The sequence below is a fragment of the Conexibacter stalactiti genome (assembly GCF_033542075.1).
Classification (GTDB): domain Bacteria; phylum Actinomycetota; class Thermoleophilia; order Solirubrobacterales; family Solirubrobacteraceae; genus Conexibacter; species Conexibacter stalactiti.
The window spans coordinates 19,697-42,501 of the sequence record NZ_JAWSTH010000051.1; the positions used below are offsets into that span (position 1 = coordinate 19,697).

Consider the following 22,805-nt stretch of genomic DNA (forward strand, 5'->3'; position numbering starts at 1 on the left):
GTCAGCTCGCCGTAGCCTGCCGCCAGTCCTTCGATCACGAGCGCGTCGTCGCTCATGCCGCCACCCCCACGTACGCCTCCTGGAACGCGGGCGTCGCGAGCACCTCCGCCGTGGGGCCGTGCGCGAGCAGCCTGCCGCCATCGAGCGCGACGACCTCCTCGGCCAGCGCTCGTACGAATGCGAGGTCGTGCTCGACGAGCACGACCGTGCAGCCACCCGCGTGCATGCGGCGCACGAGCGTCGCGAAGTGCTCGGCTTCGGCGACGCTCAACCCTGATGCCGGCTCGTCGAGCAAGACCAGTCGCGGCCGGCTCGCGAGCACCCGCGCGACCTCCACGAGGCGGCGCTCGCCAAACGTCAGCGTCGAGATCGGCTCCTCGCCGCGTCCGGCCAGCCCGACTGCCGCGAGCGCCGCGTCGGCATGCGCCGCGCGCTGACGCTCGGCAAGGCGGGGGAGCCGGTCCTCGAGCACGAGCTTGTCGACCCCGACGGCGACGTTGTCTCGCAGCGACAGGCTGGGCACCAGCCGAATGCGCTGGTACGTGCGCGCGACGCCCAGCCGGGCTCGTGCCGACGCTGCCAGTGTCGTGACGTCGCGATCGCCGAGCCAGAGCCTGCCGCTGCTCGCGGCCTGCTCGCCGGCGATCAAGTCCAGCAGCGTCGTCTTGCCGGCACCGTTGGGACCGACCAGCGCGACGAGCGCGCCCGGGCGGATCGCTACGTCGAGCCCGTCGACCGCGCGCAACGCTCCGTATGCCTTGGTGACGTGCTCGATCCGCACGCCCAGCGGCTCGCTGTCGTCCGGCTCGACGAGCGCCGGGGACGGTCGGTCAGACGCGCGCTCGCGTCGCGGCCGCGCACCGGCCCACCGTTGCGGCACCAGCGACCCGAGGTCCGCGCGCGTCGGCAGCACGCCCTCTGGGAAGAGGTGCACGACGACGATCACGATCACGCCGAGCAGCACGTAGCGGTAGTCGGCCAGCTCCGGACCGAGCGTGGTGAAGCTCAGCTCGTAGATGACCGCGCCGACGATCGCGCCGCTGATCCGCGTCGCGCCGCCGATCACGACCGCCAGCGCCAGCGCGAAGGAGTCGGCGAGACCGAAGTCGTTGGGCGCCACGAACGAGACCGAGCCCGCGTAGATCGCGCCGGCGACGCCGGCGAGCGCCGCCGCCACCCAGAAGATCGAGCGCTTGAGCGCGAACCCGTCACGCCCGAACGCGCTCAACAGCGCCTCGTCGTGATGGATCAGCTGGATCGCGCGGCGCGTCGGACCTGCGCCGAAGACGCGCCGCAGCGCGACGACGCTCGCAGCCAGCACGACGACGCACAGCACGAGGTACTGCACCTCGGTCTCGAGCGTCAGCGGGCCCAGCGACAGTGGAGGGATGCTTCCCAACCCGACGTTGCCGCCGGGGAGCCAGCTGCCGGTGCCGAACGCCCGCGTGATCAGCAGACTGAGCGCCATCGTCGCGAGCGCCAGCATGAAGCCGCGAATCCGCAGCACCGGCGAGAGCAGGACGGCCAGCAGTGCGCTGGCGAGCCCCGCCGCGACCAGCGCGACCTCGGTCGGCACGCCGTGCTCGCGGGTGAGCACGCCGTAGGCGTACGCGCCGACCAGCATGAACGACGCCTGGCAGAGCGACACCTGGCCCGCCATGCCCATCAACAGGCCGAGGCCGACTGCGGCGATCGCCCAGATCGCCGCGAGCATCAGCAGGTCGACGAAGTTCGAGGACTGGTACCAGCCCACGACCACGAACGCGCCCACCGCCGCCACCCGCAATGCCGCTGCAGCCTGCTTCCCCGCGCTCGGTGCGCGCGCGCCCGCTGGCAATGCCACCGTCATCAGCGCTTGGCTTCCAGCGGCGTGAACGTCCCTTGCGGCGTGACCTCAGCTGGAACCAGCGCGCCATCGGTGATCGCGCCGCGGTGGTCCGCGGCGGTCGTCGTGCCCGCGTGCCACACGCCCGCGAAGCGGAAGTCGTCCTCGAGCGTGCTCGCGATCGCCTCCGGCTCGGTCGAGCCGGTCTGCTCGATCGCCTGCGCGGCGAAGAAGACCGCGTCCCAACCGGCGGCGACGACCGTGTCGGGGGCGTCGATCTCGTCCTGGTAGCGCTCGATCGCCGCCTTGCGACCGCCGAGCGGCGGCGCTCCGAGCAGGAACTCCGGCGCGCTGATCAGCACGTTGCCGTTCGCGAATCCCTTCATCGCCTCGCCGCCCGCGGCCGACGCGAAGCAGTTGGGCATCAGCACCGTGCCGTCGAAGCCGAGATCGATCGCCTCGCGCGCGGCGGCGATCGCGATCGGACCGCACGAGACGATGTAGATCGACTCAACGCCGTTGGCAAGCAGCTTCTGGATCTGCGGTTTGGCCGTCGTGTCCGTCGTCTCGATCCGCTCGAACTGCACCGTCGCGCCCGCAGCTCTCGCCGCCGGTTCGGCGATCGACTCGGTCCGGTCGCCGGCCGGCCCCTTCTCACCGAGCACGCCGATGCGCTCGCCTCTCGTGGCGAGGAACGCCACGTCGAAACCGACCGTCTCGGTGTAGCCGACACCGATCCCGAACTGGCGCTCGACCAGCTCGGGATTCAGGTCCTGCGTGCTCAGACAGAAATCGACCATGTCGTTCTTGGCGACGATCGGCGCGACCGCCTCGCAGTTCTGGCCGAAGACGGGCCCGACGACGATGCCGATGCCACGGTCGTGAAACTCCTCGACGTTGGCGATCGCCTTGCTCGGGTCGCCGGCGTTGTCGCGAACCACCAGCTCGATCTCGCGCCCGTCGATGCCTCCTGCGGCATTGATCGCTCTCGCCGCCGCCTCAGCGCCCTTCAGGGCGTTGCCGAGCGCCGGCACCGGGCCGGTCTTCTCCACGCTGACGCCGATCATCACGCGATCGTCGCCTCCGGCGGAACCGCCACCTCCACACCCTGCCGCGACAGCGGCGACGAGCGTCGCCGCGCCGAGCAGGCGCAGTGCACAGACCTTCATCTCCCACACCCTCCAGTGGCCCATGCGGGCCTCGCCGATGGTGCATGCATTCTGTATTCACTTGAGCTGGGCGCAACAGGAAGACGCGATCGGATCGATCGTTTCATCCGATAGATTGCGCGCATGGACCTCCGCCAGCTGCGGTACTTCGTCGCCGTCGCGGAAGAGCTGCACTTCACGCGCGCGGCCGCACGCCTGCACCTGGCCCAGTCAGCGCTGAGCGCGCAGATCCGATCGCTCGAGCGGGAGGTCGGGGCTGAGCTGTTCACGCGCACGTCGCGCCGCGTCACGCTCACGCCCGTCGGTGACGCGCTGCTGGTCGACGCGCGCCAGCTGCTGGCCGTCGCCGACGCCACCCTCGGACGCGCGCGGCTGCTCGCGCGCAGCAAGCAGCGACGGCTGATCGTCGGCTGTCTGGGTCCGGCGACCGCGGAGCTGCTGACACCGGTGATCAGCGAGTTCGCCGCGCGACACCCCGACGTCTCCGTCGACGTTCTCGCGTTCGACTTCGCCGAGCTCCTGCCCTGCCTGCGCGACGGCCGAGCCGACGTCGCATTCGCCTACTTCCCGCATTCCAAGGACGAACTCGCAGACCTCACGGTCGTTCCACTCGCCGAGGAGCCGCGCATCGTCGCGCTCGCCGAGTCGCACCCGCTGGCGCGCCGCGACTCGCTGGAGCCTGCTGACCTCGCCGACGAAGTGTTCGTCACGCGGGCCGGAGTATCCGAGGTCTGGCGCGACTTCTGGCTTTTGACCGACCAGCTCGACGGCCGCCGCCCGCAGCTGTGTCCGCGCCAGGCCGTCAGCCGCGACGAATGGCTCTACCTCATCGCCAGCGGCCACGGCATCGACACCGCGCCCCAATTCGTCGCCCGCCGCTACCACTGGCCGGGCATCGCCTACGTCCCGCTCGTCAACGTCCCGCCCGCGCAGCAGGCGATGGTGCGGTCCAGCATGGACAGCAGCGACCTACCGGCCGCGTTCATGGACGTGGCGCGCAGCAGGCGCCGCGACATCGGCCGCCTCGCGGCAGCCGAGGCCGGCATCAGCTGACGCACGCGGCTCAGGCGACGACCCCAGCCAGCCCACCCTGATCTCCCCCAGAACGACGAAAGCCGCCTGGCGAGAGGCGGCTTTCGTATAGCGGGGGCGGGATTCGAACCCGCGACCTTCGGGTTATGAGCCCGACGAGCTACCAGACTGCTCCACCCCGCGGCGGACGAAGGATTCTAGCGCAATCTGTTTCGCGAGGCCGTGCGGCCGCGCGCCAGGCACCCCACCCCAGGCTGCACGTAGCATTGCGCCGCATGGGTCTTGTCTTCGTCACGCGCCGGCTGCCCGGTGACGCGCTGGAGCGGCTGAGCGCCGCCGGTCATGAGGTCGACGTGTGGGAGGAGCGGCTGCCACCGCCGCGCGCCGCGCTCCTCGAGCGGGCCGGCCAGGCTGACGCGCTGCTGTGCACGCTCGTCGACCCGATCGATGGCGCGCTGCTCGACGCGTGCCCTCGGGTCAAGACGGTCGCCAACTACGGCGTCGGCTACGACAACATCGACGTCGCCGCGGCGACGGCGCGCGGGGTCGCCGTCTCCAACACGCCCGACGTGCTCACCGACGCGACCGCCGACCTCGCCTTCGCGCTGCTGCTGGCGGCCGCGCGGCGGTTGCCGCAGACCGCCGCCGACGTGCTCGCGGGGCGCTGGGGCACGTGGGAGCCGGGCGGCTACCTCGGCCACGACGTCGCGGGCGCGACGCTCGGGATCGTCGGCGCCGGCCGCATCGGCGAGGCGGTCGCGCGGCGCGCGGCCGGCTTCGACATGACGGTGCTGAGATCGACCAGCCGCGCCGGCACCCCGCTGCCGGAGCTGCTGGAGCGCTCCGACTTCGTCTCGCTGCACGTGCCGCTGACGCCCGCGACCCGCCACCTGATCGACGCCGCGGCGCTGCGGCGGATGAAGCCGACGGCGATCCTCGTCAACACGGCACGCGGCGGAGTCGTCGACACCGACGCGCTGACCGCGGCGCTGCACGCCGGCACGATCGGCGGCGCCGCGCTCGACGTCACCGACCCCGAACCGCTGCCGGCCGACCACCCGCTGCTGCAGGCGCCGAACGTGCTCGTCGTCCCGCACATCGGCTCCGCAACCACGCGCACGCGCACGCGCATGAGCGAGATCGCCGTCGACAACGTGCTCGCCGGCCTCGCCGGCCGGCCGCTGCCGCAGGCGGTCTCGCCGCCGATGCCCTCTCCCACCCACGCCGCCTGAACGATGCGCGTCGGCGTCGTCGACATCGGCACCAACTCGACGCGGCTGCTGATCGCCGACGTCCTGCCCGACGGCCGCATCGCCGAGCGCGACCGCCGCTCGCAGGTCACCCATCTCGGCGCTGGCGTCGACGCCAGCGGCCGCCTCTCCGACGCCGCGATGGAGCGCGTCTTCGCGACGCTCGGCGCCTACCGCGACGCGCTCGACGCCGCCGACGTCCCGGCCGACGCGCGCCTGGCGGTCCTCACCAGCGCGGTGCGCGACGCCGCCAACGGCGCCGACTTCACCACGATCGTGCGCGAGCGGTTCGGGCTCGACGCGCAGACGATCGCCGGCGAGCGCGAGGCGCAGCTGACCTTCCTCGGCGCCACGCACGACCGCGATCCCGCTGATCGCACCCCGCTGCTCGTCTTCGACATCGGCGGCGGTTCGACAGAGCTGGTCGTCGGCCATCAGGGACACGTCGACTTCCACGTCTCCACACAGCTCGGCGTCGTGCGTCAGACCGAGCGCCACATCCGCAGCGACCCGCCGCGACCGGCCGAGTTGCAGGCGCTCGCCGATGACGTGCGGGCGATCCTGCACGCGCAGATCCCCGTCGCCGTTCGCGACGACGCCCAACGCGCGATCGGCGTCGCCGGCACGGCCACCTCGCTGGCCGCGATCGCGCAGCGGCTGGAGCCGTACGACCCGGCCCGGGTGCACGGCTACGTCGTGGAGCTGAGCGATGCCGAGTTCGAGCTTGCACGACTGGCGCAGCTGCCGCTCGCCGAGCGCCGCGAGGTCGCTGGTCTGCATCCTGACCGCGCGCCGACCATCGTTGCGGGCATCATCATCCTGATCGAGGTGCTTCGATTCTTCGGGATCGGGAGCGTCGAGGTCTCCGAGCACGACATCCTGCACGGCGCGATGCTCGAACGCGCACGCGCCACCTGAATCAGCGCAAACCGCTGCATCTACCCCATCGTGTCCAGGCCGGAAACGAACCTGGACGAATGTTCGATTGTTTGAATGCGAACCCCTCGGGCAATATCGGCCTGTCGGGCATCGGGTTCGTGCAAGCGAGTCGGCTGCCCGACCCATAGGTCCAGGCGAAGCCGCGTAAAAAACGGCGCCTCCCGCCGTCTGGGCCACCTAAAAGGCCCTTTCAAGGCACGTACCCCTGCCCGTCCTGATGGGGCCACTTCGAGGAAGCCGTCCGCATGATGCGGGCGGTTTCCTCTTTTTTTGGGTACGGCGCTGTATCAGCGGGCAGGTGAGCGGCGCCTCACGGACGCCGCGGCCCTACGCGAGATTCGACTTGCGCGGGTAGACGACCGTCGGGTCGGTGATCGCGTTGACCAGCGCCGGGACGCCTGCCGAGAACGACCGCTCCAGCGCGCCGCGCAGCTGCTCCGGCCGCTCGACCAGCTCTCCGTGGCCGCCGAGCGCTCTGACGACCTCGTCGTAGCGCGTCTCGGGCCGCAGCTCGGCCGCGACCGAGTAGCCGTAGAGGAACTCCATCGGGTGCTTCTCCAGCGCCCAGATGCCGTTGTTGCCCATCAGGCCGACGACGTTGACGCCATGACGCGCGAGCGTGTCGAACTCGAGGCCGGAGAAGCCGAAGGCGCCGTCGCCGAGCAGCAGCACGACCTGCCGTTCCGGTCTCGCCAGCTTCGCCGCGAGCGCGTAGCCGGGACCGGTGCCGAGGCAGCCGAACGGCCCCGGGTCGAGCCAGCAGCCGGGCTCATAGGAGTCGACGACGCGGCCCGCGTAGGAGACGAAGTCGCCGCCGTCGCAGACGATGATCGCGTTGCGATCGATCACCTCGGCGAGGCCGGCGTAGACGCGCATCGGGTGCAACGGCGCGCGCTCGTCGTTGAGCTCGATCGCCTCGGCGGCGTGCTTCTCCTCCTCGACCTTGCGCAGCTGCTCGTGCCAGCCCGAGCGGTCGGGGCCGCCGGCGGCCGCGACGCGCAGCGCGTCAAGCGTCGCGGGCAGCGCGCCGTACAGCTCGGCGGCGACGGGCCGCGGATGCTCGCGCACCGGTTCGGCGACGTCGATCGCGATCAGCTCTGTCTCGGGCCCGAACGAGTCGCCGAAGCCGAGCCGGAAGTCCATCGGCACACCGATCACGAGCGCGACGTCAGCGCCCTTCAGCGCCGTCCCGCGCGCGCGTGAGAAGAACAGCTCATGGTCGGCCGGCACGCAGCCGCGCGCGAGACCGTTGAGGAAGACCGGGATCCCGAGCTGCTCGACGAGCGCTCTCAGCGCGACCTCTCCGTGGCCCCAATAGAGGTTGGTGCCGGCCATGATGACCGGCCGCTCGGCCTGCGCCAGCAGCGCACCGGCGCGCTCGATCGCGTTGCCATCGGCGCCGGCGCCGAGATGCGGGGTCGGCAGCGTCGCGTCGCTGGCCGGCTCCTCCGCCTCGCTGAAGACGTGGTCCATCGGGAAGTCGAGGAAGGTCGGGCCGGAGTGCGGCGCGATCGCGGTCGCCAGCGCTTCGTCGACGAGCCCGGGGATCTCGGCGGTCGTGTCGGGCGTCGCGGCGAGCTTCGTCAACGGCCGCACGAACGGCACGTGGTCGATCTCCTGCAACGAGCCGCGTCCCCAGCGCAACGCCGGCGCGCGGCCGCCGAGCACGAGCACGGGCGAGTTGTTCGACTGCGCGGATGCGATCGCGCTGATCGAGTTGGTGACGCCGGGGCCGGCCGTGACGGCGGCGACGCCGGGCGTGCGCGTGACCTTCGCCCAGCCCTCCGCGGCGAAGGCCGCGGCCTGCTCGTGGCGCACGTCGACGATGTCGATGCCCTCGTCACGACAGCCGTCGTAGATCGGGAAGATGTGGCCGCCCGAGAGCGTGAAGAGCTTCGTGACGCCGTGGGCCTTGAGGCGGCGAGCGATCAGCCTGCCGCCGTGCAGCCGCGTCTCCTGCTGCGTGTCCGTTGACATGCGCCGACTCTAATGCTGACGGACCCGAGATGAGCTGGTACGCAGCTATGCGCCGCTATGTACAACTTTTTGAGGCCGTATGAGCATCGTATGACGCTCATTTCCAGGGTTGCACCAACAACCACATGCGCGCAATATCACTCTCAGGACGAGGAGATGGCACGACCTCCTTCGATCCCGACACAGGCCGGATGAGCCGACCGACCTCGGCGCCTCCCAACGTCCGGCCAGCGACGCACCGCTCCGGACGGGCATGGACCCCCGACCTCGCCCGTCCCCCAAGGAGCCGTCGACAGGAAGAGGCCCGGAAGGACTCCGGGCCTCTTCCGCGTTCTGAGACCGGCTCAGGCCCCGACCTCGGAGGCCGCGTCGGGCGCCGGCACGCGTCCGTCGCGGGAGTCACGGCCGTCGCGATCGCTCGATTCTGTTCGATCGGTTGAACTGGTCGGAGCACTGACACGCTCCGTGCCGTCGGGCGAGCCGCCCGCGGTCGCGCTGACGGCCTTCGGCGCCCACAGCTGGACTCTCTCGGTCTTGCCCTTCAGCGGCACCGCCGGCCGGTTCTCGAAGCGGCCGTGGTCCCGTCTCAGCAGTCTCCGCGTCGCCTCCGTCACGAGCACCGTGTCGCCGGTCTGACGCGTCACCTGCTCGACGCGGTCGGCGGTGTTGACCGGATCGCCGATGACGGTGAACTCGACGTGGCCGCCGCCGCCGATCGTGCCCGCGATCACCGGCCCGGAGTTGACGCCGATGCCGACGCGCAGGTCGTCGTAGCGGTCGCGCACCGCCACCGCCACCTCCAGCGCCGCCGCGACGGCACGGTCGGCGTGGTCGGGCAGCGGCTCGGGCGTGCCGAAGATCGCCAGCAGGCCGTCGCCGACGTACTTGTCGGCGCGGCCGCCGTGGTGCTCGATGATCGGGACGACCATCCCGAAGAACTCGTTGAGGAAGTCGACGACGCGGCGCGGCGTCGCTCTCTCCGCCTTCTGCGTGAAGTCGCGGATGTCGAGGCTCAGCACCGTGACGACCTGCTCCTTGCCGTCGAGATGGGTGCCGTCGCGCAGCACCATCTCGGCGACGTCCGGGCCGACGTAGGCGTCGAACGCCTCGTGCAGCCGCTCCCGCTCGGAGAGGCCGGCGACCATGTCGTTGAAGGAGCGCGCCAGGCGGCCGGTCTCGTCGGTCGAGACGACCGGTACGCGCGTCGACAGGTCGCCGCGGCCGACGCGCTCGGTCGCCGAGCGCAGCTGATCGATCGGATCGAAGATCGAGCGCGCCAGCAGGATCGTCAGCTCGACCGAGATCAGGAAGGCGACCGCGACCGCGATCACGACCGCCGGGCCGATGTCGTCGAGCCGCGCGCCGTGGCGGTTCATCTCGATCCCGGCGACGATCACGCCCGTGAGGATGTTGATCGCCGGCAGGCCGATCAGCAGCCGTCTGCGCAGCGAGACGCCGGCGCGGCCGGGGTCGAAGTCGTCGGGCATGTGCAGCGCGACGTCCTCCAGCACCGGCCGCAGCAGCGACTCGAGGAAGAAGAAGCGCAGCACCGCGCCGTAGGCCAGCGTCAGCAGCATTCCCATCAGGATCGCCAGCGCCGAGAGCGCCTTCAGCTCCAGCTCGAGCGTCGCGAAGACGGCGAACGGCACGATCACGAGCGCGATCGGCACCGTCGGCACGCGTCGCGTGTAGTCGCTCGGCAGCGACGCCAGCGCACGCCAAGCCGCCGCAGTCGCCTTGCGGTCCCTCGCGCCGTCCAGCCAGCTCCCGACCGGCCGCAACAGCCGCCGCGCGAGCATCGTCGAGCTCACGTTGTCGAGTGCCACGAGCACCGTCGCCACCACCAGCAGGAGCACGAAGGAGCGGTTGCTCATCGGCTGGTAGAGCCGCAGCAGCACGATCCCGCCGAGTGCCAGCAGGTGGGCGATCTGGAACTGCAGAACGACGACAGTCAGCGGATATCGCCGGCCGAGTCGGCGATAGGCGTATCGCAGTACCCGGTCCATCCCACCAGGGATTGTGACAGCGCGAGCCCCGGATCCGAACTCCGCCCCTATGAGGATGTGTTCAGCAAGCTGAACACATCTTGGCGTCGCTCAGCGGCCGGGCCACGCGTTGACGACCGCCGGCAGCGAGAAGATGGCTGCCGTGACGCCATGTTCTCCGCAGAAGAGGCCGCCTTCGTGACGGACCGCCGGCAGCGTCGTGCCGCCGTCGACCCAGAGCGCGCGGCCCGCTGCCTCGATCTCGCGATCGCGCCACTCGTCGCCGGCGGCGTCGAGCGTCTCGTCGACGTCGAGGCCGGCGGCGGCCGCCGCCTCGGCGAGCATGCGCGGATCCTCGACATCGAAACCGCCGCAGAAGGCCAGCCGGCCGACGGCGATCGCGAACGCCTGCGCGCGACCGCGCTCGGCCGCGTGGGTCGCCGCCCGCATCGCGTGCGGGACCTGCGCCGGGAAGCGCTCGGGCCATACCAGCGGCATGTGCAGCTCACGCGCGCGCAGCTCGACGGCGTGCATCGCGCGCGCGTCGGGGGCGCCCGTCTCGTTCGCGCGCGCGGAGGCGACCAGCGGACTGCCGGCGAGATGGCGCCCGGCGGCCGGCCGCCAACGGGCGCCGCAGAAGCGCCGATCGAGTCGCTCGGCAGCCAAATAGGTGTACGGACACGCCAAGTCGAAGAAGAACGTCACACCGCCCGCACGGTCACGCGGAATCGGTCGACGCCGCACCAGCTGGATCACATCGCCCATCAGCCCGGACCTCCTGCGCAAGCTGCTTGTCCCGCACCGTACGCCGTAAGGGTCGTCGATGCGATGGCCGTATCGTCGCTCTCTTCCCCGGTAAATGCGACAGGAAGGCCCATGTTGGCGCGTTTCTGGCGCATTTTTCGCATCTCGGCTTCGCGGCTACCCGTCAGTCGGTTAATCTGCATCACGGTAGGTAGGTCGCCCCGCTCTCGTCCCACCGGAGGTTCCCCATTTCACCCGCTCCCCCGCCCAAACGCCATCCGTACGACCAGTGGTCTCCGGATGCCCGGGCACTTGATCTCGTCGGCGACAAGTGGACGCTGCTCATCGTCCGCGATCTCGTCAGCGGTCCGCGACGCTTCGTTGAGCTGCAGCGGACCCTGCCGGGGATCTCGACCGAGCAGCTTCGCTCCCGACTCAACCGCATGGTCGCCGACGGCCTGCTCACCCGCCAGCGGTACCGCGAGGTCCCGCCGCGCGTGGACTACGAGCTGACCGAGCGCGCGCGCGACCTGATCCCTGTTCTCGCCGCTCTCGCCCGCTGGGGCTACGAGTGGTCGTGGACCGAGCCGCGTCGCGGCGAGGCGATCGACATCGGCGCCGTCTTCCGGCTCGCTCCCGGGCTGCTGACGCTGCCGAAGTCGCTCAAGGGGTCGCTGGAGCTCAACGTCCAGCAGCGCTCGAAGGATGGCGAGGACAGGGTCTACCTGATCACCGTCAAGAGAGGCGAGGTCACGCTCGAAGAGCGTGCCGACGCCGACGCCGCCGCCCGCGTCAGCGGGACGGAGCGTGCCTGGGTCGACGCGCTCGTGCCCGACGGCACGCGCGACGGCCTCGAGATCAGCGGCGACGCGAGACTGACCGACGCCGTGCTCGACGGCCTCACGCCGGTCGTCACGCGTGCCGAAGCCGCGGTCGCCTGACCAGCCACACCTACGCGTAAGCCAGTGCAGCCGCCCTCCGGCGGCTGCACGGCGCGCTCCGCACACGCCGTTCACTCGTCCTACGTTACGCCCCCGCGTCAAGGATCGTCCGGATTCGGACGCTCAGTGCGCGTCGGAGAGTCGGTGCATCAGGATCGATGTCTCGATTCCGTCCACCCGCACGACCTTGTCGCGCGCCGACGAGCCACGTACGACGGCGACGGTCGTCGGCGGCACGCCGAGCGTCTTGGCCAGCAGCTTGCAGAGCGCCGCGTTGGCCTTGCCGTCGACCGGCGGCGCCGTGACGCGCACCAGCAGCGCCCCCTCGCGCACGCCGACGACCTCGGATCTCTTCGAGCGCGGCTGCAGCCGCACGTTCACGTCGCCCATGCCGCGAAGCTACCGGGCTGACACCGCCACCGCGGCCGGCTCCGGCTGCGAACGGCGCAGTCCCAGCGTCGCGAGCACGCCCAGCAGCAGCCCGGCGGCGGAGACGTAGACCGCGCTCTGCAGCCCATCAGCGGTCGCGGTTCGCAGCGACTCGCCGGACAGGCCGTCGAGGCCGTCGGCGGAGATCGCGATCAGCAGCGCGAGGCCGACCGCGGCGCCGACCTGCTGCGTCGTCGAGGCCATCCCGGAGGCGATCCCCTGCTCACGCTCCGCGACGCCGTTGCCGGCCGCGATCCACATGCCGGTCCACGCGACGCCCTGACCGACGCCCAGGATCACGATCCCCGGGAGCAGCGCGAGGTAGCTGGCGTCGGCCGACATCGCGGCGGCGAGCACGGCGAGGCCGCCGGCGCCGGCCGCGAGGCCGCCGGCGAGCGTCGCGCGCATGCCGTATCTGGCGATCAGCCGCTCACCGAGGATCGTGCCGGTCGCGATCGACAGGGACGGGCCGAGGAAGGCGAGGCCGGTCGTCAGCGCGCCGTAGCCGTGGACGGTCTGGAAGTAGAGCGTGAGGAAGTACGGCAGCGCGCCGAGCGTGCCCATGAAGACGAAGGTCACCGCCATCGCTGAGCTGAGGCTGCGGTTGACGAACAGGCGCAGCGGCATCAGCGGCTCCCGGCTGCGCGCCTCGATCGCGACGAAGAGCCCGAGCAGCGCGACCGCGAGCGCGCCCGCGCCGAGCACCTCGGTCGAGCCCCAGCCGGACTCCGGCCCCTGCACGAGCGCGATCACCAGCAGCGTGACACCGCCGGTCGCGGTCAGCGCGCCGGGGAGGTCGAAGCTGCGGCCGCGCTTGCGCACGGCGTCGCGCGGGATGTAGCGGAAGGCGAGCAGCGCGACGACGGCCGCCAGCGGCACGTTGACGAAGAAGACGGCCTCCCAGCCGAACGCCTCTGTCAGCGCGCCGCCGAGCAGCGAGCCGAGCGAGAGGCCGGTGGCGCCCGCGGTGCCCCAGACGGCGAGCGCGCGGTTGCGCTCGCGGCCCTCGGCGAAGGTGGTGTTGACGAGCGAGAGCGTCGCGGGGAACAGCAGCGCACCGCCGATCCCCTGTATGACGCGGGCCGCGACGAGCAGCTCGGCGCCGCTCGCGAGCCCGCCGAGCAGCGACGAGCCGGCGTAGAGCAGCAGCGCGAGCACGAACATGCGGCGGCGGCCGAGCGCGTCGGCGGCGCGTCCGCCGAGCAGCAGGAAGCCGCCGAAGGCGACGGCGTAGCCGCTGACGACCCATTGCAGCGTGTGGCCCGAGAAGTCGAGCTGGGTGCCGATCTCGGGCAGCGCGACGTAGACGATCGTGTAGTCGAGGGCGATGATCAGCTGGGCGAACGCGAGCAGCGCGAGCGCCCAGCCGCGATGGCGCGGGCGAGCCGCCCGCGGCGGGGATGCGAAGGACATGTGCGGCTCCTTGACGGAGAGGAGGGAAGACTCAGTACGACTGTACGGGACAATCGTATAATGACCTCTCGCTGTCAAGGCCTCGCGGAAAAATCGTACGAGGAAGGCGTACAATCTTTCTCGTGAAGCCGCTCCCCCACCCAAAGGCCGACGAGATCGAGCTGGTGAGCGTGCTGTCGGCGCTCGGCCATCCGCTGCGCCTGCGGGCCGTCAGGGTGCTCGCCGACGCCGACGAGTGCATCTGCGGCGAGATCGTCCCCGAGGTGCCGAAGTCGACGATGACGACGCACTGGCGCGTGCTGCGCGAGAGCGGCGTGACGTGGGAGCGCCCCGAAGGACGCAAGATCGCGCTCCGTCTGCGGCGCGAGGATCTCGACGCCCGCTTCCCCGGCCTGCTCGACTCGGTGCTCGCGGACCCGTCCGCGTGAGCCGGCGCTGAAGTACCCGGGGCGGGACTCGAACCCGCACGTCCGTGAGGACAGCCGATTTTAAGTCGGCGGCGTCTACCGATTCCGCCACCCGGGCCGGAGGGGGCACCGCAAGGATGCCACCCTCGACGACCCGACGTGACGGATCAGAAGGAAAAGACGTCCGGGCCGAGGCCCAGCACGCTCAGCGCCGCCGCCTCGATCTTGTCGTCGTTGACGATCGCCGCTCTCTCGAGCTGCTTCGCGTACGGCATCGGCACCTCGGCGAGGCCGACGCGCTCGATCGGCGCATCGAGGTCGTCGAAGCAGGCGCGCTGGATCCGCGAGGCGATCTCGGCGCTGATGCCGTAGGTCGCCCAGCCCTCGTCGACGCAGAGCGCGCGGTTGGTCTTCTGGATCGACTTCGCGACCGTCTCGACGTCGAGCGGGCGCAGTGAGCGCAGGTCGACGACCTCGGCGTTGACGCCGTGGTCGCGCTTCAGTCTCTCGGCCACTCTCAGCGCGCGCGTCGCCGCGAACGAATGCGCGACGAGCGTGATGTCGCTGCCCTCGCGCGTGATCGCGGCCTTGCCGATCTCGACGACGTGGTCGGGGTCGTTGGGGACCTCGCCTCTGACCTTGTACGACTGCAGGTTCTCGACGACCAGGATCGGGTCGTCGTCGCGGATCGCGGCCTTCAGCAGGCCGTGGGCGTCGGCCGGGGTGCTCGGCGCGACGACCTTCATGCCAGGCGTGTGCGCGAAGAAGACCTCGAAGCTCTGCGAGTGCTGCGCCGTCAGCTGCGAGCCGCCGCCGTTGGGCGTGCGGATCACGAGCGGGCAGCCGACCTCGCCGCCGAACATGTAGCGGATCTTCGCGGCGTGGTTCACGACCTGATCCATCGCGACGAGGATGAAGTTCAGCGTCATGATCTCGACGACCGGGCGCAGGCCCATCATCGCCGCGCCGATGCCGGCGCCGACGAAGCCCTCCTCCGAGATGGGCGTCTCGCGCACGCGGATCGGCCCGAACTCTCTGAAGAGGCCGGCGGTGACCTTGTAGGAGCCCTCGAAGACGCCGATCTCCTCGCCCATCAGGAAGACGTCCTCGTCGCGCAGCAGCTCCTCGCGCAGCCCGAGGCGGACCGCCTCGCGGTAGGTCATCGTGGTCGTCGACGGTGCGGTGGTGGCGCTCATCTGCCAAGTCCTTCCAGGACGAGCTCGCGCTCGCCGAACGGGCTGCCGGGGCTCATGCGCGAGAACTGCTCAGCGCTCTTCGGGTCCCCGTAGAGGTGCTGGGAGAGGGAGCTGACGGGCGGCTCCGGGCTCGCCTCAGCGGCCTCGACCGCCTGCTCGACGCGCTTCTCGACGCGCGCTCTGATCGCCTCGATCTGCGACTCGCCGGCGCGGCGCTCGTCGAGCAGCCGCTGGCGGTACAGCTCGATCGGGTCGCGCTTTCTCCACTCCTCCATCTCCTCCTGCGTGCGGTACGCAGTACCGGCGTCAGCGACGGAGTGGCCGCGGTAGCGGTAGGTGATGATCTCCAGCACGGCCGGCTTGCGCTCCTCGCGGGCGCGCGTGAGCAGCCGATCGGCGGCGGAGAGGACGGCCTCGACGTCCTGTCCGTCGACGCGCTCGCCGTGCATGCGGAAGGCGGCGGCACGCTTGTACAGCTCGGGCTCGCCGGAGGCCTTCTCGACGGTCGTGCCCATGCCGTATCTGTTGTTGAAGACGAGCGTCACGAGCGGCAGATCCCAGATCGCCGCGAGGTTGAGCGCCTCGTGCCAGGCGCCCATGTTGGTCGCCGCGTCGCCGAGCTCGCACATGACCGCGGCTCTCTTGTCACGGTAGGAGATCTCCAGCGCCGCGCCGACGGCGAGCGGCAGCTGACCGGCGACGATGCCCCAGCCGCCGAGGTAGCCTCTGGAGTAGTCGAGCAGGTGCATCGACCCGCCGCGACCGTGCGCGGAGCCGCCCTCGCGGCCGAACAGCTCGCCCATCACCTGGTCGGGATCGACGCCCTTGGCGAGCGCGAGACCATGAGTGCGGTACGAGGAGAAGAGCAGGTCCTCGTCTCTCATCGGATGGACGGCGCCGACGGTGGCGCCCTCCTGGCCCGACGCGAGGTGACAGTAGCCGCCGATTCTCGCGCGCTTGTACTGCCGCTCGACCTCCTCCTCGAACAGACGGATCAGCAGCATCTGCTCGTAGAGGTCGAGTCCGTGTCCGGAGTCCGGTGCCCCGTCTCCCCCTCGTCGCCGTTCACGGCGATTCGTGGAGCGGGGCTTGGCTACGGAACTGGATACGGAGGAAGACATAGGCTGACCTTGAGGGTAGCGAGAGGGCTTTCAAAGTCTGGATTGTGTGACAAACCCCCTTTTGGGGGGGTCCCTCCAGACCGAGGACGTGCTAACGGAATTCGTCGTCCATCATTCGGAACGTGACGCGTGAATTTCTCGCCTCCAACATCGTCCTGATCGGGGTCCAGGCGGCCGCCGTCGCGCTGCCGCGGGCGCACTCCGTGCCGGTGCTCGAACGGCTCGCCGAACGGCTGCGGAGCCCCTGGTGGGCGCTCGTGCCGCTGCTCTCGATCGCCGGCGTCGTGTGGGCGATCAACGCCCAGAGCGGGACCGCCGACGTGCTGACGTGGGTCGCGCTGCTGGCGATCCCGCCGCTGGCGGCCGCCGCGCTCGGCTGGACGATGCACGGCGGGCGGCCGTGGCTGGCGCCGCTGGCGGCCGTGCTGTTCCTCGTCGCCTGGCAGGCGCAGGAGCACCTCGCGGGCGAGCTGGCCGGGACGCTGCTGAGCGGCCTCTCGTGCGTGACGCTCGGGGTGCTGCTCGTCACCGTCGCGCCCCACGGCTGGCTGAAGGTCGGGATCGTGCTGATGGCGGTCGCCGACGTGATCCTGATCGGCGCCGAGACGCTCCAGCCGGCCTCGGCCGTGCTCAACGCGGCGGCGCCGCCGGCCGAGCTGCCGCAGCTGCAGCGAGCCCACTTCGGGCACGCCGTGATCGGCTACGGCGACTACTTCATCGCCGGCGTCTTCGGCGCGCTGCTGGCGGCGGAGGGGCGCCGCCAGGGTCGCATCGCGCTGCTCGTCTTCGGCCTCTCGCTCGCCTACGACGCGCTCTTCCTCGTGCTCGACACGCTGCCGGCGACGGTGCCGGTCGCGGTCGCCCTGCTGATCACCGAGGCGACGGCGCGCCGACGGCTCCCGCCGCCGCGCCGTCCCCGCCGGCTCAGCCGACCGGGAGCGCGGTCAGCTTGACGTCGTAGGCCGAGCCGGTGACGCCGGCGGGCGCGTTGCAGATCACTCTCAGCGAGGTCGTCGCGGTCGGAGTCACGGCCTGCAGCGAGATCGGGGCGCGGTAGTTGTCGGCGGGCGACGTCCACTGCACGCTGTCAAGCTCGGTCGCCCCTGACACCAGTCGGCAGCCGAGGATTCTGTCGCCTCTGTTCGAGAACAGGTTGACCTTCACGAAGACGGCATAGGTGTCGCTCGGCACCGCCTTGTTGATCACGAGGACGTCGTCGTCCGGCGTGAGGTTGACGCTGTTGGCCGGAGCCGCCGACTGCGGGTCGATCACGCCGTCGGCGCCGGCCGGGCCCTGCGGCCCGACGATGCCCTGCGGCCCCTGCGCGCCGGGCGTGCCCTGCGGCCCGACGGCGCCCTGCGGCCCAGCCGCGCCGGTCGCGCCGGCGGCGCCCTGAGCACCGGTCGCGCCTCTGGCGCCTCTCAGCGCCGCGCGCGCCGCTCTGCTGAGGTCGGCGGTGCCGAGCGAGCCGTTCTTCACCTGCTTGGCGGTGATCGTGCCGGCTCTGATGTTCTTGCCGTCGATCAGGGTGGTGGCGGCTGTCGCGGTCCCGCCGATCGCGGCGAACAGCGCGACACCGGCGATCACGGTCGCGGGCTTGGGCAGACGACGGCGGCGCGGCTGGTCAGAGGCGGTCATGGGGGTGCTCCTCGCTTCGGGTGGTGGACGTTTCGCTGCGCGCGTCCTCGGCGACGTCGGTCAGCACCGCGGCCAGCTCGATCCAGCCGCGGAACTCGACGCACCTGCCCCGCCGGTTGCCGATCCTGCCGCTGATCGGCTCCTCGAGGGAGTCGATCTCGCAGTGGAGGTCGATCGGTTCGGGGGAGGACACGTCGAGCAGCCTCCCGGGTTGGCGCCGCCGCGTCGTGAGGGACGACCCCCTGTCTTGCCCCCTTGGGGGGTCCTCGACCGGCTCTACAGCGCGTCGGCCAGCTCGCGGCGCGAGCCGAGCCCGAGCTTCGCGTAGACGCGCGTGAGGTGGTTCTCGACCGTCTTCGGCGTCACGAACAGCTCCTCCGCGATCTCGCGGTTGGTGCGCCCGGCGGCGGCGTGCTCGGCGACGCGTCGCTCCGACGCGGTCAGCTCGTCGAAGCGCAGCCGGCGAGCGGGCGCACCCGCGGCCTCCAGCGCTTGCGCAACCCGCTGCGCGACGTCGCGCGCGCCGCGGTCGACGGCGACGTCGAGCGCTTGCTCCAGCGCCGCGCGCCCGTCGTCGCGGCGACCGCCGCGCAGCAGCGCGACGCCGAGGTCGAGACCGGCGCGCGCCTGCTCGGTCGCAAGCGATCCGCTCGCGAGCGTCTGCACCGCCTCTTCAAGCACGGCGATCCGCTCCCCCTCCGGCCGCGTCAGCGCCGCCGCCCGCAGCGCGACGCCGAGCGCGCCCGGGCGGTTCCAGCGGCGGGCCCAGTCGAGGTGGTCGGCGGCGAGCGTGCGCGCCTCTTCGGCTTGCTCGCCGCCGCGCACGAGCGCACGCGCCAGCAGCGCACGCCACGCCAGCGCGCGCATCGGGCGCCCGGCGGCGTCGTCCTCCTCCAGCGGCGCGACGTCGAGGCGCACGGCCGCCAGGTTCCCCTGCGCCTCGTGCAGCCGCGCCCGCGCCCACGGGATCCAGCGCAGCACCGTCGGGCCGCCCGGCCCGTGCTCCAGGCCGGCCGCGCGCAGGTGCTCGGCGGCGCCGTCCAGCTCGCCCTGGTCGACGAGCGCGAGCGCCACGTAGCTGGCGTTGACCGGGACCATGATCGGCGGGATCGCGCCGGCGGCGGCCGTGCGCGCGTCGGCCTCGGCGTCGCGGGGACGGCCCTCGTTCAGCGCCAGCACCGCCCGTGTCCCGAGCGCTCCGGCGCGCGCGAAGGCGGAGCCGCGCCGCTGCCCGTCGGCGAGCGCGGCGGCGATCGTCGCGCGCGCCTCGTCGTGCGCCTCGCACGTCAGCAGGGCGTACGTCGCCATGTACCAGGAGAGCGCCTCGGAGGTGTCCTGCGCGATCAGGCGGCCGTCCCCGAGCGCGCGTGTCGCCAGCTCGACGACGACCTCCGGCGCGGCGCCGTCGGCGTGCTCGGCCTGCGCCAGCAGCGCCAGCATCGTGCGCTCCGCGCGCGTCTCGCCGGCGACGCCGAGGTGGCGGCGCAGCTCCAGCCGGTGGTCGCCGCCCGACAGCCACGCCAGCAGCGCGAGGTCGGCCTCCAGCTGCAGCGCGGCGTCGGAGTCGCCGGCGGCGCCGTCGAGCTCGGCGAGCGCGTCACCGACCAGCCGCCGCGCCTCGCCCATGCCGGCGCTCGCGAAGGCGGCGAAGGTGCGCTCGCGGTGGATCGCGATCCGCGGCTCCAGCTCGCCGCCGGGCAGCAGCGCGAGTGCCTGGTCGAGGTGCCCGAGGCCGTCGGCGAAGGCGCCCTGGCGGACCTCGGCCGAGCCGAGCTGGGCCAGCAGCAGCGGCCGCTCCGGCGCGGCCGGCGGCTCCTCCAGCGCCCGCCGCAGGTGGACGATCGCGGTGCCGGGCGTGCCGGTCCGCGCCGCTCGCTCGCCGAGGCGGCGCAGCAGCGCGACCAGCTCGGCGTCACCGGCCGGCTCGGCGCCGAGCGCGTGCGGCAGCACCAGCTCGTCGTGGACGCCGTCGGCGCGCAGCGCCTCGAAGGCGCGACGGTGCGCCGCCGCCTGGTCGGCCGGCGTCGCGTCCCCGGCGACGACCGCGCGCACGAGCGGATGGACCATCCGCAGCGGACGGCGCCGTTCGAGGATCCCGGCGGCGACGAGCGCATCGGCCGCGGCGGCGCCCGCGGCCGGCTCGAGCCCCGCGACCGCGACCGCGTGGCGCAGCTCGCCCTCGCCGCCGAGCGTCGCGATCGCGCGCGCCAGCCTGCGCGGGTCCTCGCCGAGGCGGCCGAGTCGCAGCAGCAGCGAGCGCTGCACCGCGAGCGGGCCGATCCGACCAACCGACTCGGGCGCCGGATCGGCCGGCGAAGGGTGCACGGCGGCCAGCTCCGCCGCCAGCTCGGTCAGGAAGAAGGGGTTGCCGCCGCTGGCGCCGCGGCAGGCGTGGACGAGCGCCGCCGGCGGCTCCTGACCCGCGAACGCCTCCCGCAGCACCGTCGCGACGGCCGTCTCCCCGAGCGGCGCCGGGTGCAGGTAGGTCGGCTCAGCCGCCTGCATCAGCTCGGCCAGCAGCTGCGTCTGCGAACCGGGCTCGTCGTCGCGCGCCCCGACCAGCATCGCGACCGGCAGGCCCTCGAGCCGCCGCGCGAGGTAGCCGCCCGCGCGCAGCGACGCCGTGTCGGCCCAGTGGGCGTCGTCGAGCACGACCAGCAGCGGGCCGGCGTCGGAGAGGTTGGCGGTCAGCCAGTGGAGGCCGTGGAGGATTCCGGCCGATGGGTCGTGGCCCGGCCCGGCGTCCGGCGGCAGCTCGCCGAGCCCCAGCACCGCCGCGGCCGGCGCCGCGGGACCCGCGAGCAGGCGCGCTTGCTCGGCGGCGTCGGCGCGCATCACCGGCCGCTCCAGCAGCTGCCGCACGACGCCGTACTCGAGGTGCAGCTCCAGCACCCCGCCGCGCGCTCGCAGCACGCTCATGCCGCGCTCCTGGGCCCGTTCGACCGCCGCGCGCAGCAGCGTCGTCTTGCCGATCCCGGCCGGGCCCTCGACGACGACGAGCGAGCCGACGCCCGCGATCGCGTCGTCGAGCTGGCGCTCGATCACGCGCAGCTCGCCCTCTCGTTCGAGCAGATCGACCCCGTGCGCGACCACGATGCGCCGCATCCTATGCCCCTCTGCGGACCGGTTGTGGCGTCCAACCGCTTGAACCGACGCGCGCGCATGCGCCAGCAGCACCGTCCGGGCGGCCTGTTTCAAGCCCTTTTCCGCAACTCGGGCGCTGCTACGGTGTCCCAACAGGCGAGGAAATCACGCGTGGAAGTCTCTGCACTCAAACACGCCGGGGTCGCCGGCATCAACGGCCGGTCGCCACTGCTCCGGCTCCAGTCCGACGAGCGCCTGATCGCGCTCGTCCGTCGTGGCAACCACGGCGCCTTCGAGGCGCTCGTGAGCCGCTACCAGGCGCGCCTGCTCGCGTTCTGCCGCCACATGCTCGGGTCCAAGGAGGACGCCGAGGACGTGCTGCAGGAGGTCTTCGCCGCCGCCTTCAACGCGATCCTCGCCGACGACCGTCCGATCAACGCGCGGCCGTGGCTCTACCGGATCGCGCGCAACCGCAGCCTCAACCACCTGCGCCGCCAGCAGCCGATCGGCGTCGACTCGATGGACGTCCATCTCGCCGAGCACGGCACGACGACGGCGGACAAGGTCCACAAGCGCGAAGAGTTCCGCGAGCTGATCGCCGACGTGCAGGACCTGCCGGAGACGCAGCGGACCGCGCTGCTGCTGCGCGAGATCGACGCGCTCTCCTACGAGCAGATCGCCGAGGCGATGGAGACGACGATCCCGTCGGTCAAGTCGCTGCTGGTGCGCGCCCGCGTCTCGCTCGCCGAGGCCGCCGAGGCGCGCCAGCTCTCCTGCGACGAGGTCCGGCTCGAGCTGGGCGAGATCGCCGAGGGCCTCAAGCGCCGCAGCACCCCGCCGGTCCGCCGCCACATCCGCACGTGCGCGAGCTGCGCCGGCTTCAAGCAGCAGCTGCGCTCGACCAACAAGGCGCTCGCCGCCGTGATGCCCGTCGGCTTCGTGCTGGCGCTCAGAAAGGTCGTGCTCGCGCACCTCGGCCTGTCGGCCGGCGCGGGCGGCGGCGCGAGCGCGACCGGCGCCGCCGGCGCCGCAGCTGGCTCCGCCGTCGCGGGCTCCGCGACCGGCGGCCTGATCTCCGCCGGCATGTCGACCGTCGCGACGAAGGCCGCCGCCGGCCTCGCCGCCGCCGCGCTGGTGACCGCCGGCGCCGTCGAGATCGAGCATCGCGTCCCGCGCGACGCCGCCGTGCCGCCCGCCGTCGTCGCGCAGGCGCCCGCCGACGTGCAGGCGCAGCCGATCTACCGCGACGCGCCGGCCCAGGTCCAGCGCGCGCTCGACGCGCCGGTCAGAGCGGCCGCGACCAAGCCGGCCGCGGCGAGAGCCGACGCGAAGTCCGCGGCCGCGACCGAGGCGGCCGAGAGAGGGCCGGCCGAGACGCCGCCGGCCACGACGACGGCCGCGACCACTCCGCCGCCGGCCGCCCCGGCCGACGGCACGACCGTCGCCGTGACGCCGACGACGCCGACGCCCGAGCCCGGTCAGACGCAGGTCGAGTCGGGCACGACGGCGCTGCCGTCCGAGCTTCCCTCCGGCCAGCCGCCGCAGACGGCCGCCGCGACGACGCCGCCCCCGCCGGCCGCGACCACCGCCACGCCGCCGGCGACCGAGCCGCCCGCGACGACGCTGCCGGCCGAGCCGGTCGAGGCGCCGACGAC

19 protein-coding genes and 2 tRNA genes are annotated in these 22,805 nt (G+C 72.3%); 7 read left to right on the forward strand and 14 right to left on the reverse strand.

Annotation, left to right across the window (positions count from 1 at the left end):
* Nucleotides 1-52: 52 nt before the first annotated feature.
* Together R7226_RS18150 and R7226_RS18155 are read right to left on the reverse strand one after the other, a co-directional pair.
* Complete coding sequence (locus R7226_RS18150; RefSeq protein ID WP_318598657.1) at nucleotides 53-1,771, reverse strand: branched-chain amino acid ABC transporter ATP-binding protein/permease; 1,719 nt, start codon at nucleotides 1,769-1,771, stop codon at nucleotides 53-55.
* Between the two features lie 77 nt (nucleotides 1,772-1,848).
* Nucleotides 1,849-2,994: an ABC transporter substrate-binding protein gene (locus R7226_RS18155; protein WP_318598658.1), complete on the reverse strand. Its 1,146-nt coding sequence runs from the start codon at nucleotides 2,992-2,994 to the stop codon at nucleotides 1,849-1,851.
* A 123-nt stretch (nucleotides 2,995-3,117) separates the two neighbouring features.
* Between R7226_RS18155 and R7226_RS18160 the strand changes: the two genes are divergently transcribed.
* Nucleotides 3,118-4,047: a LysR family transcriptional regulator gene (locus R7226_RS18160; RefSeq protein ID WP_318598659.1), complete on the forward strand. Its 930-nt coding sequence runs from the start codon at nucleotides 3,118-3,120 to the stop codon at nucleotides 4,045-4,047.
* Nucleotides 4,048-4,135: 88 nt separating this feature from the next.
* Here the strand turns inward: R7226_RS18160 and R7226_RS18165 are convergent.
* Nucleotides 4,136-4,209: transfer RNA gene (locus R7226_RS18165), tRNA-Met, on the reverse strand.
* A 92-nt stretch (nucleotides 4,210-4,301) separates the two neighbouring features.
* Here R7226_RS18165 and R7226_RS18170 point away from each other — a divergent pair.
* Nucleotides 4,302-5,258, forward strand: coding sequence for a 2-hydroxyacid dehydrogenase (locus R7226_RS18170; RefSeq protein ID WP_318598660.1), 957 nt, complete (start codon nucleotides 4,302-4,304; stop codon nucleotides 5,256-5,258).
* 3 nt (nucleotides 5,259-5,261) lie between these two features.
* Complete coding sequence (locus R7226_RS18175) at nucleotides 5,262-6,194, forward strand: Ppx/GppA phosphatase family protein (RefSeq protein WP_318598661.1); 933 nt, start codon at nucleotides 5,262-5,264, stop codon at nucleotides 6,192-6,194.
* Nucleotides 6,195-6,542: 348 nt separating this feature from the next.
* On the opposite strand, the gene R7226_RS18180 is transcribed toward R7226_RS18175, so the two are convergent.
* The 3 genes from R7226_RS18180 to R7226_RS18190 all read right to left on the reverse strand — a co-directional run bounded on the left by R7226_RS18180 (nucleotide 6,543) and on the right by R7226_RS18190 (nucleotide 10,942).
* Entirely contained in the window at nucleotides 6,543-8,192 is a 1,650-nt protein-coding gene (locus R7226_RS18180; protein WP_318598662.1) for an acetolactate synthase, read from the reverse strand.
* A gap of 344 nt (nucleotides 8,193-8,536) precedes the next feature.
* The gene (locus R7226_RS18185) at nucleotides 8,537-10,198 is read right to left on the reverse strand and encodes an adenylate/guanylate cyclase domain-containing protein (protein WP_318598663.1); all 1,662 of its coding nucleotides are present in this window, start codon (nucleotides 10,196-10,198) and stop codon (nucleotides 8,537-8,539) included.
* Nucleotides 10,199-10,288: 90 nt separating this feature from the next.
* On the reverse strand, nucleotides 10,289-10,942 hold the full coding sequence (locus R7226_RS18190) for a DsbA family protein (RefSeq protein ID WP_318598664.1): 654 nt from the start codon (nucleotides 10,940-10,942) through the stop codon (nucleotides 10,289-10,291).
* A gap of 227 nt (nucleotides 10,943-11,169) precedes the next feature.
* Between R7226_RS18190 and R7226_RS18195 the strand changes: the two genes are divergently transcribed.
* Nucleotides 11,170-11,862, forward strand: coding sequence for a winged helix-turn-helix transcriptional regulator (locus tag R7226_RS18195; RefSeq protein WP_318598675.1), 693 nt, complete (start codon nucleotides 11,170-11,172; stop codon nucleotides 11,860-11,862).
* Between the two features lie 123 nt (nucleotides 11,863-11,985).
* Here R7226_RS18195 and R7226_RS18200 read toward each other — a convergent pair whose 3' ends face one another.
* Complete coding sequence (locus R7226_RS18200; RefSeq protein WP_318598665.1) at nucleotides 11,986-12,252, reverse strand: DUF167 domain-containing protein; 267 nt, start codon at nucleotides 12,250-12,252, stop codon at nucleotides 11,986-11,988.
* Nucleotides 12,253-12,261: 9 nt separating this feature from the next.
* Nucleotides 12,262-13,704 carry an MFS transporter gene (locus R7226_RS18205; RefSeq protein ID WP_318598666.1) on the reverse strand — a complete coding sequence of 481 codons (1,443 nt, stop codon included), beginning with the start codon at nucleotides 13,702-13,704 and terminating at the stop codon, nucleotides 12,262-12,264.
* Nucleotides 13,705-13,826: 122 nt separating this feature from the next.
* Between R7226_RS18205 and R7226_RS18210 the strand changes: the two genes are divergently transcribed.
* On the forward strand, nucleotides 13,827-14,132 hold the full coding sequence (locus R7226_RS18210; RefSeq protein WP_318598667.1) for an ArsR/SmtB family transcription factor: 306 nt from the start codon (nucleotides 13,827-13,829) through the stop codon (nucleotides 14,130-14,132).
* Nucleotides 14,133-14,145: 13 nt separating this feature from the next.
* Here the strand turns inward: R7226_RS18210 and R7226_RS18215 are convergent.
* The 3 genes from R7226_RS18215 to R7226_RS18225 form a co-directional block, all read right to left on the reverse strand.
* Nucleotides 14,146-14,229 (reverse strand) — tRNA-Leu (locus tag R7226_RS18215).
* Between the two features lie 49 nt (nucleotides 14,230-14,278).
* Nucleotides 14,279-15,307: an alpha-ketoacid dehydrogenase subunit beta gene (locus tag R7226_RS18220; RefSeq protein ID WP_318598668.1), complete on the reverse strand. Its 1,029-nt coding sequence runs from the start codon at nucleotides 15,305-15,307 to the stop codon at nucleotides 14,279-14,281.
* Nucleotides 15,304-16,311, reverse strand: a complete 1,008-nt coding sequence (locus tag R7226_RS18225) for a thiamine pyrophosphate-dependent dehydrogenase E1 component subunit alpha (RefSeq protein ID WP_318598669.1) — start codon at nucleotides 16,309-16,311, stop codon at nucleotides 15,304-15,306. Before R7226_RS18225 ends, R7226_RS18220 begins: the two co-directional genes overlap by 4 nt.
* A gap of 239 nt (nucleotides 16,312-16,550) precedes the next feature.
* Between R7226_RS18225 and R7226_RS18230 the strand changes: the two genes are divergently transcribed.
* Nucleotides 16,551-17,381, forward strand: coding sequence for a hypothetical protein (locus tag R7226_RS18230; RefSeq protein ID WP_318598670.1), 831 nt, complete (start codon nucleotides 16,551-16,553; stop codon nucleotides 17,379-17,381).
* Here the strand turns inward: R7226_RS18230 and R7226_RS18235 are convergent.
* From R7226_RS18235 to R7226_RS18245, 3 genes are all read right to left on the reverse strand, one after another.
* Complete coding sequence (locus R7226_RS18235; RefSeq protein ID WP_318598671.1) at nucleotides 17,353-18,066, reverse strand: hypothetical protein; 714 nt, start codon at nucleotides 18,064-18,066, stop codon at nucleotides 17,353-17,355. The genes R7226_RS18230 and R7226_RS18235 overlap by 29 nt on opposite strands.
* Nucleotides 18,053-18,259, reverse strand: a complete 207-nt coding sequence (locus R7226_RS18240; RefSeq protein ID WP_318598672.1) for a hypothetical protein — start codon at nucleotides 18,257-18,259, stop codon at nucleotides 18,053-18,055. Before R7226_RS18240 ends, R7226_RS18235 begins: the two co-directional genes overlap by 14 nt.
* A gap of 83 nt (nucleotides 18,260-18,342) precedes the next feature.
* Nucleotides 18,343-21,171, reverse strand: coding sequence for an ATP-binding protein (locus R7226_RS18245; protein ID WP_318598673.1), 2,829 nt, complete (start codon nucleotides 21,169-21,171; stop codon nucleotides 18,343-18,345).
* A 150-nt stretch (nucleotides 21,172-21,321) separates the two neighbouring features.
* On the opposite strand from R7226_RS18245, the gene R7226_RS18250 reads away from it, so the two are divergent.
* A partial coding sequence (locus tag R7226_RS18250; RefSeq protein WP_318598674.1) for an RNA polymerase sigma factor occupies nucleotides 21,322-22,805 on the forward strand: 1,484 nt, incomplete at its 3' end.

Coding starts and splice junctions, on each gene's coding strand:
- R7226_RS18155 (WP_318598658.1), bottom strand. CDS start 2,994: ATGAAGGTCTGTGCACTGCGCCTGCTCGGCGCGGCGACGCTCGTCGCC.
- R7226_RS18160 (WP_318598659.1), top strand. CDS start 3,118: ATGGACCTCCGCCAGCTGCGGTACTTCGTCGCCGTCGCGGAAGAGCTG.
- R7226_RS18170 (WP_318598660.1), top strand. CDS start 4,302: ATGGGTCTTGTCTTCGTCACGCGCCGGCTGCCCGGTGACGCGCTGGAG.
- R7226_RS18175 (WP_318598661.1), top strand. CDS start 5,262: ATGCGCGTCGGCGTCGTCGACATCGGCACCAACTCGACGCGGCTGCTG.
- R7226_RS18180 (WP_318598662.1), bottom strand. CDS start 8,192: ATGTCAACGGACACGCAGCAGGAGACGCGGCTGCACGGCGGCAGGCTG.
- R7226_RS18185 (WP_318598663.1), bottom strand. CDS start 10,198: ATGGACCGGGTACTGCGATACGCCTATCGCCGACTCGGCCGGCGATAT.
- R7226_RS18190 (WP_318598664.1), bottom strand. CDS start 10,942: ATGGGCGATGTGATCCAGCTGGTGCGGCGTCGACCGATTCCGCGTGAC.
- R7226_RS18200 (WP_318598665.1), bottom strand. CDS start 12,252: ATGGGCGACGTGAACGTGCGGCTGCAGCCGCGCTCGAAGAGATCCGAG.
- R7226_RS18205 (WP_318598666.1), bottom strand. CDS start 13,704: ATGTCCTTCGCATCCCCGCCGCGGGCGGCTCGCCCGCGCCATCGCGGC.
- R7226_RS18220 (WP_318598668.1), bottom strand. CDS start 15,307: ATGAGCGCCACCACCGCACCGTCGACGACCACGATGACCTACCGCGAG.
- R7226_RS18225 (WP_318598669.1), bottom strand. CDS start 16,311: ATGCTGCTGATCCGTCTGTTCGAGGAGGAGGTCGAGCGGCAGTACAAG.
- R7226_RS18235 (WP_318598671.1), bottom strand. CDS start 18,066: ATGACCGCCTCTGACCAGCCGCGCCGCCGTCGTCTGCCCAAGCCCGCG.
- R7226_RS18245 (WP_318598673.1), bottom strand. CDS start 21,171: ATGCGGCGCATCGTGGTCGCGCACGGGGTCGATCTGCTCGAACGAGAG.